Source organism: Tersicoccus mangrovi (assembly GCF_036881825.1).
Classification (GTDB): Bacteria; Actinomycetota; Actinomycetes; order Actinomycetales; family Micrococcaceae; genus Tersicoccus; species Tersicoccus mangrovi.
The window spans coordinates 493,659-508,777 of the sequence record NZ_JBAJMW010000001.1; the positions used below are offsets into that span (position 1 = coordinate 493,659).

The window sequence follows — 15,119 nt, forward strand, 5'->3', positions numbered from 1 at the left end:
TCATGCCTCTCTGGTGGGTGTGGTCTCCGGCGCGTCGTCCGTGGCCGGATCCTGCGCGGGAGCGTTCTGTGTGGTGGTGGTCGAGGGGCCGGGCGGGGCGCCCGTCCGCGGTGCCCCGCCGGAACGGCGCCGGGCCAGCCGGCGCAGCGCGCGCGGCAGGCTGACGAGGCCGTCGGGGAGCAGGAAGAGCACGGCGAGCAGCAGGACGCCCTGCGTCACCGTGGTCAGGTTGGGGTCGATCGCGTTGGTCAGCTGGGGCACCAGCACGTAGAAGGCGCCGCCGATCAGCGACCCGGCGATGCTGCCGGCGCCGCCGATGACCATGGCCGCCAGCAGCGAGATCGAGTGCCCGAAGCTCATGGTCTCCGGGGAGGTGTACTGCACGGCGGCGATGTAGAGGAAGCCGCTGGCGCCGCCGAAGATCGAGGCGATCGTGAAGGCGAGCACCTTCGTCCAGTACGGGGAGATGCCCATCGCGGAGGCGACGGCCTCGTTGTTCTTGACGACGCTGAACGCGCGGCCGTACTTGCCTCGCACGAGCCGCCGGGCCAGCAGGAAACCGGCGCCCGCGACGACGAGGATGATGTAGTACTGCCACTGGTCGTTGAACAGGCCGGACCAGTCGGGGGCGTTCGAGAAGATCGCCGAGACGCCCTGCGAGCCGCCCGTGAACTCGTCGAGGCGCTTGGCGAGCGGCACCCCGACGATGGGCAGGGCGATCGTCACCATGGCGATCGCCAGTCCCCCGAGCCGGGCGGCGGCCAGGGCCACCAGCAGCCCGACGACCCCCGGGATGACGCAGGCGGCGATCAGCACGACGACGATGTTCCACCCCTGCGTGACGCCGTAGGCGGTGACGTAGGCGCCGAGGCCGAGGAAGAAGATCTGCCCCAGGTTCACCTGGCCCGTGTAGCCCATCACGACGTTCAGGCCGAGGATGGCGACGGCGTAGACGCCGATGCGCACGAGGGTCTGGTTGCCCAGCGGCGGCAGGACGAACGGGAGTACCAGCACGACGACGACGGCGAGCACGGTCAAGCCCACCACCAACGGCCGGCGACGAGCGCCGGGAGCCCGGGAGGATCGCCGGGACGAACGGGTCACTGTGCTCATCTAGACGCGCACCACGACTTTCCGGCCGAACAGGCCCTGGGGGCGGAGGATCAGGATGATGAAGATCAGCACGAACGGCACCGCGATCTTCAGGTCGTGCCCGATGAACGGCACGTACACGGACACGAGGTTCTCCAGCACGCCGATCGCCCAGGCCGCCACGACGGCGCCGAGCGGGCTGTCGAGGCCCCCGAGGATCACCGCGGCGAGCGCGTAGACGAGGGCGCCGTCGAGCATGCCGGGCGTCAGGGTCAGCTGCGGGGCGACCAGCGAGCCGGCGACGGCGCCGAGCGCGGCGGCCAGGCCCCAGCCGACCATCAGCAGCCGCCCGACGGGCAGCCCGGACAGGGCGGAGGAGCGCGGGTTGTCGGCCACTGCGCGCAGGGCGAGCCCGAGCTTGGTGCGCTGGAACAGCACCTGCAGGATCACCATGATGACGACGATCGTGGCCGTCGTCGCCAGGGACCGGACGCTCACCACGGCGCCGAGCACGTCGACGCTCGTCAGCGGGAACAGCGAGGGGAACTGGAGGTTGTTGTAGCCCCAGATCAGCGCCGTGACACCGGTGACGAGGGTGAGCAGGCCGATGGTGACGACGACGGCGGTGTCCGGGTCCCCGCCCTCGAACCGCCGGATCAGGAACCGCTCGAGCAGGCCGCCGAGCACGAAGGACAGCACGATCGCGATGAGCACCGCGAGCAGCAGCGGCACCCCGGCGTTGACGCAGGCGTACGCGACGTAGGCGCTGAGCACGGCCAGGCCGCCCTGCGCGAAGTTGATCAGGCCGGTCGCCTGGTTGACGAGCACGATAGCCAGGGCGAGGGCCGCGTAGATGGACCCGGTCGACAGTCCGTCGATCACGAGCTGGATGAAGGTTCCCATGCGGCTCAGCCCCCCAGGTAGGCGCGGCGGATCTCGTCCTTGCCCGCGAGCTCGGCCGAGGTGCCGGTCAGCACGGACCGGCCCGTCTCGAGCACGGTCGCGGTGTCGACGAGGGTGAAGGCGAGATTGGCGTTCTGCTCGACGACGAGCATCGCGATGCCCGACTCGATCCGCAGCCGGCGGATGGCCGCGTACACGGTCTTCGCCGTTCCCGGCGCCAGGCCGAGGGACGCCTCGTCGAGCAGGAGCAGGCGGGGCCGGGCCATGAAGGCGCGCCCGACGGCCAGCATCTGCTGCTCCCCGCCGGAGAGCGCCGCGGCCCGTGAGCCGATCCGCTCCTGCAGCTGGGGGAAGAGGTCGAGGCAGTAGTCGACGTCGGCGGCGATCTGCCGGCGGTCCCGCCGCCGGTACGCCCCGACGGCCAGGTTCTCCCGCACGGTCAGCTGGGCGAGGGTGCCTCGACCCTCCGGCACGTGGGCGATGCCGAGCGCCGCGACCTGCTCGGGCCGCAGCCCCCGGATGCTCCGGCCGTCGAAGGTGATGGTCCCGCCCGTGCGGACGGCGCCGCTGATGGCGCGCAGGGTCGTCGTCTTGCCGGCGCCGTTCGCGCCGAGCACGCCGACCGCCCCGCCCTCGGGCACGGACAGGGTGATCCCGTCCAGCACCTGCACCGGGCCGTACGAGGCAGTGACGCCGTCGAGCTCAAGCAGCGTCATCGGCCGCGTCCTTCCCCAGATAGGCCTCGATCACCCGCGGATCCGCCTGCGCCTGCGCCGCGGTGCCCTCCATCAGCTTGCTGCCGTGGTCCAGGACGACGACGCGGTCGGTCAGCGCGGAGATCAGCCCCATGTGGTGCTCGACGATGACGACCGTGATGTCGTGCTCGTCCCGGATCTGCCGCACCGAGGCGATCAGCTGGTCGACCTCCCCGTGGGAGAGGCCGGCGGCGGGCTCGTCGAGCAGCAGCAGGGAGGGCCGCGACAGGAGGGCCCTCCACAGTTCGATGCCCTTGTGCAGGCCGTGGGAGAGCTCGTCGGCGGGCAGGTGCGCGGCCCAGCCCAGGCCCGCACCCTCGAGCATCGCGAGCGCCTCGCCCCGCAGGTCCCGTTCGGCCCGCGCCGTCGAGGGCAGTCCGAGGGCCCAGGACACCGGGCCGCCGGGCAGCCGCGTGTGGCCGCCGAGCAGGACGTTGTCCAGCACAGTCGCGTTCAGGCGCAGGGCCGGATGCTGGAAGGTCCGGGACAGCCCGAGCCGCGCGAGCTTCGACGGCGCGCTGCCCACCACCTCGGTGTCGTCGATGGTGATCGAGCCGCCGGTGGGCCGGTAGTGGCCGCTGATGCAGTTGAACAGCGACGTCTTGCCCGCCCCGTTGGGGCCCACGAGACCGAGGATCGATCCTGGTTCGACGTCGAAGCTCACCCCCGACAGCACCTTGACGCCGCCGAACTGCAGGCTGACGTCGTGAAGGCTCAGGCCAGCGGCCATCTCCTGCACCCCATTCTTGCGCCATTGCGTGGACTCGTGCACGGGACTGACATGGCGATTCTCGCCCCCCGGTGACCTGACCGTACGGAGTAGGCAACGAGATTGTCAACGATTTTGCCGGACGTGTCCGCGATGCGGATCGCGGACAGCTCCAGCGGGGTGGATCAGCGGGCGGCGGTGCGCCATCCGCCCTGGTACTCGGTGCGCGCCGTGACCGAGTACGGCGTCGGGCTGACGACCGCGCGCACGCTGATCTGCTCGTGCGGTTCGACCGTGGCCTTGCCCGATCCGCCGTCCGGCTCACCCCACACGACGCGCACCTCGGTGCCGATCGGCACGTCGGCGTCCAGCGTCGCCAGGGACAGGCCGCGGCGCTCGTTGGCCGTGACCCCGGTGAAGAGGGACAGGCCGACGGTCGTGCCGTCCGCGTCGACCACGGCGTCGTAGTTCGAGGAGCCGTAGTTGGCGTTGGGCAGATCGAAGAACTGGTAGCCGGGGCGGTCGCGGTCGAGGAACGACGCCCAGATCGACGTGAGGTCCTCGTCGTTCCAGGCGAGGGTGACCTTCTTGCGCTGCGCGGCCGGGTCGAGGGCCTCGAGGGCGTCCCGGCCGATGAAGTCGTGGTCGAACTTGACGAAGGAGCCGTAGCCCAGCTCCCACGGGTTGAGGTAGTAGTCCTCGATGTTCTCCGAGACGAAGGAACCGGCCAGGGCGTTGCCGGCCTCGTAGCTGGCGGCGGGGAGCCACTCGCGGTAGGCGCGCTCGGCCTCGCCGGTGTACACGGCGGGCAGCGGCGAGGGGATCCAACCGGACTCGAGGGTGTTCGAGGAGTACGCCCGGGACCCGCACGGCTCGATGCCGAACTCGGAGCCCGCGGTCAGGATCGCATCACGCACGGCGCCGTGCGCCTCGTACGGTCCCCAGATCTCCAGGCCCGGCGCTCCGGCCATGCCGTGGCGGAGCGTGCGCACCTGGGTGCCGGCGATCGTCGTGTGGCCCATCCGGAAGAACTTGACCTTCTCCACGGGGCCGCCGGCCAGCTTCTCGATGATCTGCCAGGCGTTCGGGCCCTGGATCTGGAACCGGTAGTACTCCCGCTGCACCGCCGCACCGTAGGGCCGGGACGGGGAGCGGTCGTCGTAGCGCACCTCGACGTCGTACCCGCCGGTCTCGGCGTGGAACTGGAGCCAGTTCGCCACGGGCGCGCGGCCGACGAACACGAACTCGTCCTCCGCCTCGTGGAAGAGGATGCCGTCGCCGATGACGCCGCCGTTGGAGGCGACCGGCACGAACTGCTTCGCGGTGTCCACGGGGAAGTCGGCGAAGCTGTTGATGCCCGTCTCCGAGAGCAGCCGCAGCGCGTCGGGGCCCTTGAGGAAGAAGTTGACCATGTGGTGGGACTGGTCGTAGAGCACGGCGGTCTCGCGCCAGGCCCGCTGCTCGCGTCGCCAGTTGGTGAACTCTGCCGGAACGACGGGGTAGATGTACGCGCCGAGCTGCGAGTTGCGCAGGAGCTCGACCGTGTTCCCCGACGCGTCGAGCACATCCTGGAGGGTCCTCGAAGCCATCGCGTTGTCTCCTCTGGGTCGGTCGTACGCCGCGGCGGAGGTCCCGTCACGGCATTGACGACGGAATTGGTGACAATAATGTAGACGAAGCCTTGACCGGGCACCAGCGTCGTGGTTCGCTGACAGCGGTTCTCACTCCTGCCGTCCAACCGCACGCAGAAGGATCGACGATGACGTCCGAATCACTCTCCGATGAATCGCTCGCACGGGCCATCGATCGGGCCGGGAGCCCGGTCGAGCTGCTCCGCAACCAGGACTGGCCCGCCTTCACCTTCCCGGTGGCCCCCGAGTTCACCAACTGGCGCGACGAACAGCGCGCGTGGAACACCACCGTCGCCCTGATGGACCAGTCCCACCACATGACGCAGCTGTTCCTCGGCGGCCGCGACCTGATCGACCTGCTCGCCTCGATCTCGCCCAACACGTTCGCCACGTTCCGTCCCGGCGTGGCCAAGCAGCTGATCGCCGTCAACGCCGACGGGTACCTGATCGGCGACGGCATCCTCTTCTACCACCGGGCCGACGAGCCCGAGGGCCTCGTGTTGATCGGCCACCACCTGCTCATCGACTGGGTGCGGTTCAACGTGGAGAAGGCCGCCGCCGCGGGCAAGGACGTGTCCCACCGCCTCGAGGCCAACTCGCACATGCGGCAGGGGCCGCCGACGTTCTACCGCTACGAGCTGCAGGGCCCGCAGGCCGACCGCGTGATGGAGAAGGTGTTCGGCGGCCCGGTGCCGGAGATCAAGTTCTTCCACATCGGCGAGGTGACGATCGCCGGCCGGCCCGTGCGCGCTTTGCGGCACGGCATGGCGGGCCAGCCCGGCTTCGAGTTCTACGGGCCGTGGGAGGACAACGAGACGGTCCTCGACGCCCTGATGGCGGCGGGTGAGGAGTTCGGCATCCGCCGCGTTGGGGCGAAGGCCTACTCCGCGTCGCCGCTGGAGTCCGGCTGGGTTCCCACGCCGTTCCCTGCCATCTTCGACGAGGACCTGGCCGAGTACCGCGCGTGGCTGCCGTCCGCCCGCGCCGGCTCCATCGGCGGGTCCCTCTACTCGACCGACGTGCACGACTTCTACATGACGCCGTGGGACATCGGCCTGGGCCGGTCCGTGCGCTTCGACCACGACTTCCACGGCCGGGAGGCCCTCGAGAAGCACGCCGAGAACCAGCGGCGGCGCAAGGTCACGCTGATCTGGAACGCCGAGGACGTGGCCGCCGTCGTCCGCTCGCAGCTCGAGCCGGGCACGCCCGCCAAGTACCTCGACTTCCCGAAGGCCCGCTACGGGCTGTTCCAGATGGACGAGGTGGTCAAGGACGGCGCCCGCGTCGGCATCTCGACCGACGCCGGCTACGTCGCCCACGACCAGCTCTACATGTCGCTGGCGACGCTGGACGTCGAGATCCCCGACGGCGACGAGGTCGAGGTGGTCTGGGGCGAGAACCCCGTGTCCCGCAAGTCCGGCGTCGACGCCGACCACCGGCAGGTCAACATCCGCGCGACCGTCGCGCCCGCGCCGTTCCACGAGTTCGCCCGGACCGTGTACCGCGCGAACGCCTGACGGCAGCACCAGAACACCCGGCACCCCCGTCCACCCAGCACGCGAGGAACGAGCCCCCGATGAGCGACACCACCACCACGAACAACCAGGTCACCACCGGCCTCTACATCGGCGGGGAGGAGAGGCGGACGGAGGACACCCTCACGGTGCCCGACCCTGGCCGCGCAGGCGAGACCGTCGGGCACGCCGCCGCGGCGAGCCCCGGCGACGTGGACGACGCGATCGCCGCGGCGAAGAAGGCGTTCCCCGCGTGGGCCGCCCTGAGCGCCGCCGACCGGGCGGAGCAGATGCGCGCCGCCCTGGCGGGCATCGCCGAGGCCCGCGACGAGGACGCCGCGATCCTCTCGCGCGAGAACGGGAAGATCCGGATGGAGTCCTGGGTCGACTCCCTCGTCTTCGAGCTGCGCTGGAACCTGGCGCTGGCCCTGGCCGACGAGGTCGACGCCACCCGGACCCTCGAACCCGCTCCCGGCATCCCCGTCACCACGACGGTGGCCCACCAGCCGCTCGGCGTCGTGACCGTCATCGTGCCGTTCAACTGGCCGATCGCGATCCTGGGCGCCGCCCTTCCGCACGCCCTGCTCGCCGGCAACACCGCCATCGTCAAGCCGCCGCCCTCGGCCCCGCTGGCCACGACCCGGGTGGTCCAGCGGGTCGCGGAGCAGCTGCCGCCCGGGGTCCTCAACGTCGTCACGGGCCGGGACGCGGACATGTCCGCCCTGATCACGAGCCCGGACGTCGCCAAGGTCTGCTTCACCGGCAGCGTCGGCGGCGGGAAGAAGATCATGGAGCTCGCGTCCTCGTCGCTGACCCGCGTGACCCTGGAGCTCGGCGGCAACGACGCGGCCGTCGTCCTGGCCGACGCCGTGCTCGACGACACCCACCTGGACCGCCTGTATGCGGCGATCTTCGACACGACCGGCCAGATCTGCATGAATGCCAAGCGCGTCCACGTGCACCGCTCGCGCCTCGAGGAGGTGGCCGCCGGGCTGGCCGCGCGACTCGAGAAGGCCGTCATCGGGTACGGGCTGGACGAGGGCACGACGATGGGCCCGCTGCACTCGCCCGCCCAGAAGGCCTTCGTTGCCGAGCTGATCGAGGAGGCGAAGAGCGCCGGCGCGGACGTGCGCGAGTTCGGGACGCTGCCCACCGACCCTGCGCTGGCCGACGGCAACTTCCTGCGGCCGGCGATCGTCGTCGACCCCGACCCGTCGCTGCGCGTCGTCACCCAGGAGCAGTTCGGGCCCGTCATCCCGCTGCTGCCCTTCGACGCCGACGACGACGCGGTCGCCGCCGCGAACGACACCTGGGCCGGACTCGGCGGGTCGGTGTGGTCGGCGGACCCGGAGCACGCCCGGACGATCGCCAACCGCCTGGCCTGCGGCTACGTGTGGATCAACGACCACGGCGCCACCCGGCTGGACCTGCGGGCGCCCTTCGGCGGCATGAAGCAGTCCGGCTTCGGGCGGGAACAGGGCATCGACGGCGTCCGCGCGTTCCAGGACACCCGCGCCGTCGCGGACCTCGACCCGGCCGCCCTCGCGGAGCACTGACACGCGCATCCGCGCGCCGGACCGGACGTCGATCCGCTCGACGAATACCTCTGGACATTACCTATCGCCATAGTTACAGTCGTCACACGGGCGCATCGCGGCGCCCGGCCGAAAGGAGTCCGGATCGTGGCACGACCCGCATCGAACGCCGACGCCTCGCTGACGTTGATCGACGGCTTCTCCCTGGAGATGACCGGCAAGGACGTCCCCAGTCTGATGGAGGCGAAGGACCGCATCCCGGCCGGCACCCGCATCAACGTCACCTTCCTCGGCAACGAGGACCTCGAGATGCGCGTGGCCGCCTCGGCCGCCGTGCGCGAGCACGGCTTCGTCCCCGTGCCGCACCTCTCCGCCCGGCGCCTGAAGTCCCAGGCCGAGCTCGAGGAGTTCCTCGGCCGCCTCCAGGAGGTCGGCGCCTCCGAGCACGTGTTCACCGTCGGCGGTGACCCCGCGACCCCCGAGGGCCCGTACGAGGATTCGCTGTCCCTGATCACCAGCGGCGTGCTGCAGCGGTACGGCGTGCGCGAGGTGGGCATCGGAGGCTACCCGGAGGGCCACCCGGACATCGGGAAGGACACGCTCTCCGGGGCGGTGCGGGACAAGGCCGCCGCGCTGAAGGAGCAGGGGCTCGACGCCGTCGTCATCACCCAGTTCGCCTTCGACATCGACCCGGTCGTCGCCTGGATCGACACCGTCCGGCAGGCCGGGATCGACGCCCCGATCCGCGTGGGCACCCCGGGGCCGGCCGGCATCAAGCGGCTGCTCGGCTTCGCCCGCCGCTTCGGCGTCGGCGCCAACGCCATGATCGTCAAGAAGTACGGGTTCTCCCTGACCAACCTGATGGGCGAGGCCGGACCGGACCGCTTCGTCGACGACCTCGCCGCGACCCTGGCCGAGCGCACCCCGGGCACCGGGCTGAATCATCCGGACAAGCCGGGCGAGGTCGGACTGCACTTCTACACCTTCGGCGGCCTCGGCGCGACGGCGGACTGGGCCACCCGGTTCGCGACCGAGCGGTCCACCCAGGGCTCGGCCCAGCGGTCGGCGGGCGACCCGGCCGACCGGGGCTGAGCGCCGTGGCACCGCACACCGACGCCAACCGCGATGAGGCGTGCCTGATCGTGCACGGCCCCGACCGGCCCGGCATCGTCGCCGCCGTCGCCGCGCTGATCACCCGCAACCAGGGCAACGTCGTCACCCTCGACCAGTACTCCTCCGATCCCAGCGGCGGCGACTTCTTCCAGCGGGTCGTCTTCAGCCGGCCCGGGCTGACCGTGGCCCTGCCCGACATCCAGGCGGACCTGGCGGAGACGCTCGACCCGCTGGGGCTGGCCTGGTCGCTCACGGACCGCTCCGTGCCCAAGCGGATGGCGATCATGGTCTCCACCTCGGACCACTGCCTGCTCGAGCTGCTCTGGCGGCACCGGCGCGGCGAGCTGCCCGTGACGATCCCGATGATCATCTCCAACCACACGAACACCGCGGAGGACGTGCGCGCGTTCGGCATCCCGTTCTTCCACGTGCCCGCGACCGGGCCGGACAAGAGCAAGGCGGAGGCGGAGATCGCGCGGCTGCTCGACGGCAACGTCGACTTCGTCGTGCTCGCCCGCTACATGCAGATCCTCTCGCCGGACTTCCTCGACGCCGTCGGCGTCCCGCTGATCAACATCCACCACTCGTTCCTGCCCGCGTTCATCGGCGCCGCGCCGTACCGCAAGGCGAAGGAGCGCGGGGTCAAGCTCATCGGCGCGACCGCCCACTACGTGACGAAGGACCTGGACGAGGGCCCGATCATCGAGCAGGACGTCGCCCGGGCCACCCACGCGTACTCCGCGGCCGATCTGCAGGCCCGCGGCGCCTACGTCGAACGCGCCGTCCTCTCCCGCGCCGTCCAGTGGCACGCGGAGGACCGCGTGATCCGGCACGGCAACCAGACCATCGTCTTCTGAGCTCTTCTCCTTCCGACCCCTTCCAACGAGAGGAAAACCCGTGGCACCGAAGAATCTGCAGGACGTGCTCGACGCGTCCGCGAACCCCGTGGAGCTGCTGCGCACGTCGCAGATCGGCTCGTACATCTACCCCGTGGTCCCCGCGGACTTCCAGAACTGGATCAAGGAGCAGACCGCGTGGCGTGACACGGCGGTGCTGTACGACCAGTCGCACCACATGGACAACCTGTTCCTCGAGGGCCCGGACGCCATCAAGCTGATCTCCGCGACGGCGATCAACTCCACGGCGACCTTCCCCGTGAACAAGGCCAAGCAGTACGTGCCCACCACCGCCGCGGGGCACGTGATCGGCGACGGCATCCTCTTCCACGAGGCCGACGACGAGTACGTCTACGTGGGCCGCTCCCCCGCCGCCAACTGGCTGCTCTACCACGGCGAGACCGGCGGCTACCGGGACCTGGACATCACCGTGGACCGGCGCTCCCCCTCCCGGCCGTACGGCCACGAGGTCAACCGCCGCTACTACCGCTTCCAGATCCAGGGCCCGAACGCGTGGCCGGTGATCGAGAAGCTCAACGGCGGCCCGGTCGAGCAGCTGAAGTTCTTCACCATGGCCACCATGCAGATCGACGGCACCACCGTGCGGACCCTGCGTCACGGCATGGCCGGCGCCCCCGGCCTGGAGCTGTGGGGACCCTACGAGGACCACGACCGCATCCGGGACGCGATCGTCGCCGCCGGTGCCGAGTTCGGCCTCGTTCCGGTGGGCTCGCGCGCCTACCCGTCGAACACTCTCGAGTCGGGCTGGATCCCCTCCCCGCTGCCGGCCATCTACACCGGTGAGGCCGAGCGCGGTTACCGCGAGTGGCTGCCCGCCGACAGCTACGAGGCCACCGGCACCCTCGCCGGGTCCTTCGTGTCCGAGAACATCGAGGACTACTACCGGACCCCGTGGGAGCTCGGGTACGGCTCGTTCGTCAAGTTCGACCACGACTTCATCGGCCGGGACGCCCTCGAGAAGATCGACAAGGAGACCCAGCGCAAGAAGGTGACGCTGGCCTGGAACGCCGAGGACATGACGAAGCTCTTCGGCTCCCTGTTCGACGTCGACGGCCCGCACTACAAGTTCTTCGACCTGCCGCTGGCGAACTACGGGTCGGCGAACTACGACTCCGTGGTGGACGCGGACGGCACCGTCGTCGGGCAGTCCATGTTCACCGGGTACAGCGCGAACGAACGCCGGGCGCTCTCGCTCGCGACGGTCGACGCGAACGTGCCCGAGGGAACCGAGCTCTCCGTCATCTGGGGTGAGCCGAACGGCGGCACCTCGAAGGCCGCCGTCGAGCCGCACGAGCAGCTGCCGATCCGGGCCGTCGTGAGCCCGGTGCCGTATTCGACGGTCGCCCGCTCGTCGTACCAGGGCGGTTGGCGGACGAACTACCAGCCCGCCTAGGGTGGTGCTCACCCGCGAGGGGGCCATCCGGCCCCCTCGCGCCGTGTGCCGCCGAAGGAGCCCACCCCGATGAGCCTGCGTTTCGCGCTGCTCGCGCTGCTGCGCGTCGGCCCGCTGTCGGGCTACGACCTGCAGAAGCAGTTCTCCGAGTCGGTGGGTCACGTCTGGCACGCCCCGGACTCGCAGATCTACCCCGAGCTGCGCAAGATGGAGGCCGAGGGGCTGGTGGCGGCCGAGGAGCAGCCCCGCGGCGAACGCGCGACCCGGCGGGTCTACCACGTCACGGACGCCGGGGACCGGGCCTTCACCGACTGGATGCGCACGCCCCTGGCGTACTCCCGGGTCCGGGACCCCGCCCACCTGCGGGCCGCCTACCTGGAGACGACGACGCCGGCGGCGGCGCGGGCGTTCCTGTCCGCGCACATCGCCCAGTGGCAAGGGGAGATCGCCCGCTGGGAGGCGGAGCTGTCCCGAATCGACGCCGTCGAGAATCCCATGCTCGCCCGCCGCATCGCCGTCACGGCCCCGCAGGACCGGGACCGGACCATCGCGTTCAAGCGCTTCGCCTACGAGGGACTGGTGGAGCGGGCGCGCGGTGAGGTCTCCTGGGGACGGCGTGGCCTCCATCTGATGGACACCCTCGTCGCCGACGACGGCTCCTGGGCCCGGTAGCAGGCCACCTCTGCAGGACGGCGTCGGCGGCGAGTCAGCGACGAACCGTCAGGAGTGAACGGTGCACCCGGAGTTCTTCGCCGCAGCCCACGCGATGCGCTGCCAGGACACGGGGCTGACGTGCATGTAGTGATCGCCGGCCTCACCGCACAGCGCACGCCACGTCGCCGGCCCCACGACCCCGTCGACCTTCGAGCAGGTCCAGCCCTGGAAGCGGCGGACCGCGGTGTCGGTCCGGGGACCCCAGCTTCCGTCCGTCGCGATGTAGTGCAGGTAGAGGGAGTTGCAACCCCGCGTCGGGTCACCGTGCGCCTCCGCGTTCGCCACCCCGTTGAGCATCTTCTGGATGTTGGCCACGCACGGACCGGAACCACCCGAGCCGTAGATGTAACTCGTACACGATGCCGCCTGCGCGGGCGCCGCACCGCCGAGGGCCAAGCCGCTGACTGCCATCGTGGTCGCCACGGCACCGATCATCAGTTTCAGACGCTTCACGGGAATGTCCCCTCGAGAGGTTCTGCACTGCCTGGATTCGAGCATGCAGCTGCCTGAAAGCTAGCACGGCGACCGGCGGGAGTCACCGGCTCAGAACGAGCGGCCCGTGAGCCGTTCGTACGCCTCGACGTAGCGGTCCCGGGTGGCGCCGACGACATCGTCGGGCAGGGCGGGCGGCGAGGTGTCCGACGCGCGGTCCCAGCCCGAGGCCGGGGAGGTGAGCCAGTCGCGGACGAACTGCTTGTCGAAGCTCGGCTGCGGCCTGCCGGGCTCCCACGCCGCGGCGTCCCAGAACCGGGACGAGTCCGGGGTGAGCACCTCGTCGGCCAGCGTGATGGTGCCGTCGTGCACGTCCAGGCCGAACTCCACCTTGGTGTCGGCGAGGATGATGCCGCGCTCCCGAGCGATCCGCTCCGCGGTGCCGTACACGCGCAGCGTCAGTTCGCGGATCCGGTCGGCCACGTCGAACCCGACGGCCTCGACCGTCTGCTCGAACGTGATGTTCTCGTCGTGCTCCCCCACCTCGGCCTTCGCGGACGGGGTGTAGAGCGGGGTCTCGAGCCGCGATCCGTCGGTCAGGCCCGCGGGGAGGGGCAGCGAGCACACCGTCCCGGACCGCCGGTACTCCTCGAGCCCGGACCCGGTCAGGTAGCCGCGGGCGATGCACTCGATCGGGAACATCGTCAGGTTCCGGCAGATCATGGCGCGGCCGGCCACCTCCTCGGGGACCGCCGTGGAGACGACGTGGTTCTCGATGTCGGCGAGCTGCTCGAACCACCACAGCGAGAGCTGGGTGAGCACCCGGCCCTTGTCGGGGATCGGGGTCGCGAGCACGTGGTCGTAGGCGCTGATCCGGTCGGTCGCGACGACGAGCACGTGCCGTTCGGGCGTCAGCTGCGGGTCGCCGTCCCCGTCGCCGTCCTCGGGCACGGTCGGCACGTAGAGCTCGCGCACCTTGCCGGAGTACACGTGCGTCCAGCCGGGCACCTGCGGCGCCTGGGCCAGGCCGGCGCTCATACGGTCGTGCCCATCGAGGGGATGATCGTGTCGGCACCGGCGGCGGGCTCGGTGGCCGCGCGGGACGGCCGCGGCGGACGCGCGGCGGCGGGCACCTCGATGGTGCCGGCGGCGGCCGTCGCGGCGATGTCCGTGCGGTACTGGCCGCCCTCGAGGCGGATCCGCGCGATGCCGGCGTAGGCACGTTCCCGGGCGGCGTCGAGCCCCTCCCCCTGGCCGACGACGGCGAGGACGCGGCCGCCGGTGGCGACCACCTTGCCGTTGCCATCCTTGCCGGTGGCCGTCCCGGTGCCCGCGTGCAGCACGGTGACGCCGGCCTCGGCGGCCTTCTTCAGTCCGTGGATGCGGCCACCGGTGCGGGGAGCCGCGGGATAGCCGGGGGCGGCGAGCACGACGGCGACGGCGCTCTCGTGGCGCCAGTGCAGCTGCTCGTCCTCGTCGAGCCGCCCCTTCGCGGCGTCGAGCAGGAGCGAGCCGAGCGGCGTCTTGAGCCGCGCGAGGACCGCCTGGGTCTCGGGGTCCCCGAAGCGGACGTTGAACTCGACGACGCGGATGCCGCGCGGGGTGAGTGCGAGGCCGCAGTAGAGGACGCCGACGAAGGGCGTGCCGCGGGAGGCCATCTCGGCGATCACCGGATTGGCGACGCGGTCCATCACCTCGTCGACCAGGCCGGCGGGGGCCCAGTCGAGCGGGGTGTAGGCGCCCATGCCGCCCGTGTTGGGGCCCTCGTCGCCGTCGCCGATGCGCTTGAAGTCCTGCGCGGGGCTCAGGGGGATGCCGGTGCGGCCGTCGCACACGACGAAGAGGGAGACCTCGGGGCCGCGCAGGTACTCCTCGATCAGCACGGTGCTGCCGGCGCGGAAGCACTCCTGCGCGTGGGCGAGCGCGGCGTCGCGGTCCTCGGTGACGACGACGCCCTTGCCGGCGGCGAGCCCGTCGTCCTTGACCACGTAGGGGGACCCGAAGGTGTCGAGGGCCTCGACGGCCTCCTCGCGGGTCGCGGCGACGCGGGCCATGGCGGTGGGCACGTTGGCGGCCGCCATGACCTCCTTGGCGAAGGCCTTGCTGCCCTCGAGCCGGGCTGCGGCGGCGGACGGGCCGAAGACGGCGACCCCGGCCTTGCGCAGTGCGTCGCCGACACCGGCCACCAGGGGCGCCTCGGGGCCGATGACGACGAGTTCGACGCCGAGCCGCCGGGCGAGGTCGGTGACGGCGGCGCCGTCATCGGCGTCGACGGGGTGGCAGGTCACCTCCTGCGCGATGCCGGCGTTGCCGGGCGCGGCGTGCAGCTCGGTGACGAACGGGTCACCGGCGAGCGAGCGGACGAGGGCGTGTTCGCGGCCACCGGAGCCGAGCACGAGTACCTTCACAGT

14 protein-coding genes are annotated in these 15,119 nt (G+C 71.1%); 6 read left to right on the forward strand and 8 right to left on the reverse strand.

The window, feature by feature from the left end:
- The 5 genes from V6N00_RS02425 to ligM (V6N00_RS02445) form a co-directional block, all read right to left on the reverse strand.
- Window positions 1-1,044, reverse strand: coding sequence for a branched-chain amino acid ABC transporter permease (locus tag V6N00_RS02425; protein WP_334230748.1), 1,044 nt, complete (start codon window positions 1,042-1,044; stop codon window positions 1-3).
- 69 nt (window positions 1,045-1,113) lie between these two features.
- A complete protein-coding gene (locus V6N00_RS02430) occupies window positions 1,114-1,995 on the reverse strand; it encodes a branched-chain amino acid ABC transporter permease (protein WP_334230458.1) in 882 nt (293 codons plus the stop codon).
- 5 nt (window positions 1,996-2,000) lie between these two features.
- The gene (locus tag V6N00_RS02435; protein WP_334230459.1) at window positions 2,001-2,711 is read right to left on the reverse strand and encodes an ABC transporter ATP-binding protein; all 711 of its coding nucleotides are present in this window, start codon (window positions 2,709-2,711) and stop codon (window positions 2,001-2,003) included.
- Window positions 2,698-3,480 (reverse strand): ABC transporter ATP-binding protein, encoded by a 783-nt coding sequence (locus V6N00_RS02440; protein ID WP_334230460.1) that lies wholly within the window; start codon window positions 3,478-3,480, stop codon window positions 2,698-2,700. The genes V6N00_RS02435 and V6N00_RS02440 overlap by 14 nt, the downstream gene beginning before the upstream one ends.
- 164 nt (window positions 3,481-3,644) lie before the next feature.
- Window positions 3,645-5,048 (reverse strand): vanillate/3-O-methylgallate O-demethylase, encoded by a 1,404-nt coding sequence (ligM, locus tag V6N00_RS02445; protein ID WP_334230461.1) that lies wholly within the window; start codon window positions 5,046-5,048, stop codon window positions 3,645-3,647.
- Between the two features lie 170 nt (window positions 5,049-5,218).
- Here ligM (V6N00_RS02445) and V6N00_RS02450 point away from each other — a divergent pair, with 170 nt between their 5' ends.
- The 6 genes from V6N00_RS02450 to V6N00_RS02475 all read left to right on the forward strand — a co-directional run bounded on the left by V6N00_RS02450 (window position 5,219) and on the right by V6N00_RS02475 (window position 12,234).
- Window positions 5,219-6,607 (forward strand): aminomethyl transferase family protein, encoded by a 1,389-nt coding sequence (locus tag V6N00_RS02450; protein ID WP_334230462.1) that lies wholly within the window; start codon window positions 5,219-5,221, stop codon window positions 6,605-6,607.
- 59 nt (window positions 6,608-6,666) lie between these two features.
- Window positions 6,667-8,160 carry an aldehyde dehydrogenase family protein gene (locus V6N00_RS02455; protein WP_334230463.1) on the forward strand — a complete coding sequence of 498 codons (1,494 nt, stop codon included), beginning with the start codon at window positions 6,667-6,669 and terminating at the stop codon, window positions 8,158-8,160.
- Window positions 8,161-8,286: 126 nt separating this feature from the next.
- The gene (locus V6N00_RS02460) at window positions 8,287-9,231 is read left to right on the forward strand and encodes a methylenetetrahydrofolate reductase (RefSeq protein WP_416385009.1); all 945 of its coding nucleotides are present in this window, start codon (window positions 8,287-8,289) and stop codon (window positions 9,229-9,231) included.
- A 5-nt stretch (window positions 9,232-9,236) separates the two neighbouring features.
- Entirely contained in the window at window positions 9,237-10,109 is an 873-nt protein-coding gene (gene purU, locus V6N00_RS02465; protein ID WP_076694553.1) for a formyltetrahydrofolate deformylase, read from the forward strand.
- 40 nt (window positions 10,110-10,149) lie between these two features.
- Entirely contained in the window at window positions 10,150-11,562 is a 1,413-nt protein-coding gene (gene ligM, locus V6N00_RS02470; RefSeq protein ID WP_334230464.1) for a vanillate/3-O-methylgallate O-demethylase, read from the forward strand.
- Window positions 11,563-11,631: 69 nt separating this feature from the next.
- Complete coding sequence (locus tag V6N00_RS02475) at window positions 11,632-12,234, forward strand: PadR family transcriptional regulator (protein WP_334230465.1); 603 nt, start codon at window positions 11,632-11,634, stop codon at window positions 12,232-12,234.
- A 48-nt stretch (window positions 12,235-12,282) separates the two neighbouring features.
- Here the strand turns inward: V6N00_RS02475 and V6N00_RS02480 are convergent, their stop codons facing one another.
- The 3 genes from V6N00_RS02480 to purD form a co-directional block, all read right to left on the reverse strand.
- A complete protein-coding gene (locus V6N00_RS02480) occupies window positions 12,283-12,729 on the reverse strand; it encodes a peptidoglycan-binding domain-containing protein (protein WP_334230466.1) in 447 nt (148 codons plus the stop codon).
- 90 nt (window positions 12,730-12,819) lie between these two features.
- Entirely contained in the window at window positions 12,820-13,746 is a 927-nt protein-coding gene (locus V6N00_RS02485) for a phosphoribosylaminoimidazolesuccinocarboxamide synthase (RefSeq protein ID WP_334230467.1), read from the reverse strand.
- Window positions 13,743-15,116, reverse strand: a complete 1,374-nt coding sequence (gene purD, locus V6N00_RS02490) for a phosphoribosylamine--glycine ligase (protein ID WP_334230468.1) — start codon at window positions 15,114-15,116, stop codon at window positions 13,743-13,745. The genes V6N00_RS02485 and purD overlap by 4 nt, the downstream gene beginning before the upstream one ends.
- Window positions 15,117-15,119: the final 3 nt, after the last annotated feature.

Coding starts and splice junctions, on each gene's coding strand:
- V6N00_RS02455 (WP_334230463.1), top strand. CDS start 6,667: ATGAGCGACACCACCACCACGAACAACCAGGTCACCACCGGCCTCTAC.
- V6N00_RS02450 (WP_334230462.1), top strand. CDS start 5,219: ATGACGTCCGAATCACTCTCCGATGAATCGCTCGCACGGGCCATCGAT.
- V6N00_RS02430 (WP_334230458.1), bottom strand. CDS start 1,995: ATGGGAACCTTCATCCAGCTCGTGATCGACGGACTGTCGACCGGGTCC.
- V6N00_RS02435 (WP_334230459.1), bottom strand. CDS start 2,711: ATGACGCTGCTTGAGCTCGACGGCGTCACTGCCTCGTACGGCCCGGTG.
- V6N00_RS02440 (WP_334230460.1), bottom strand. CDS start 3,480: ATGGCCGCTGGCCTGAGCCTTCACGACGTCAGCCTGCAGTTCGGCGGC.
- V6N00_RS02485 (WP_334230467.1), bottom strand. CDS start 13,746: ATGAGCGCCGGCCTGGCCCAGGCGCCGCAGGTGCCCGGCTGGACGCAC.
- V6N00_RS02475 (WP_334230465.1), top strand. CDS start 11,632: ATGAGCCTGCGTTTCGCGCTGCTCGCGCTGCTGCGCGTCGGCCCGCTG.
- ligM (WP_334230461.1), bottom strand. CDS start 5,048: ATGGCTTCGAGGACCCTCCAGGATGTGCTCGACGCGTCGGGGAACACG.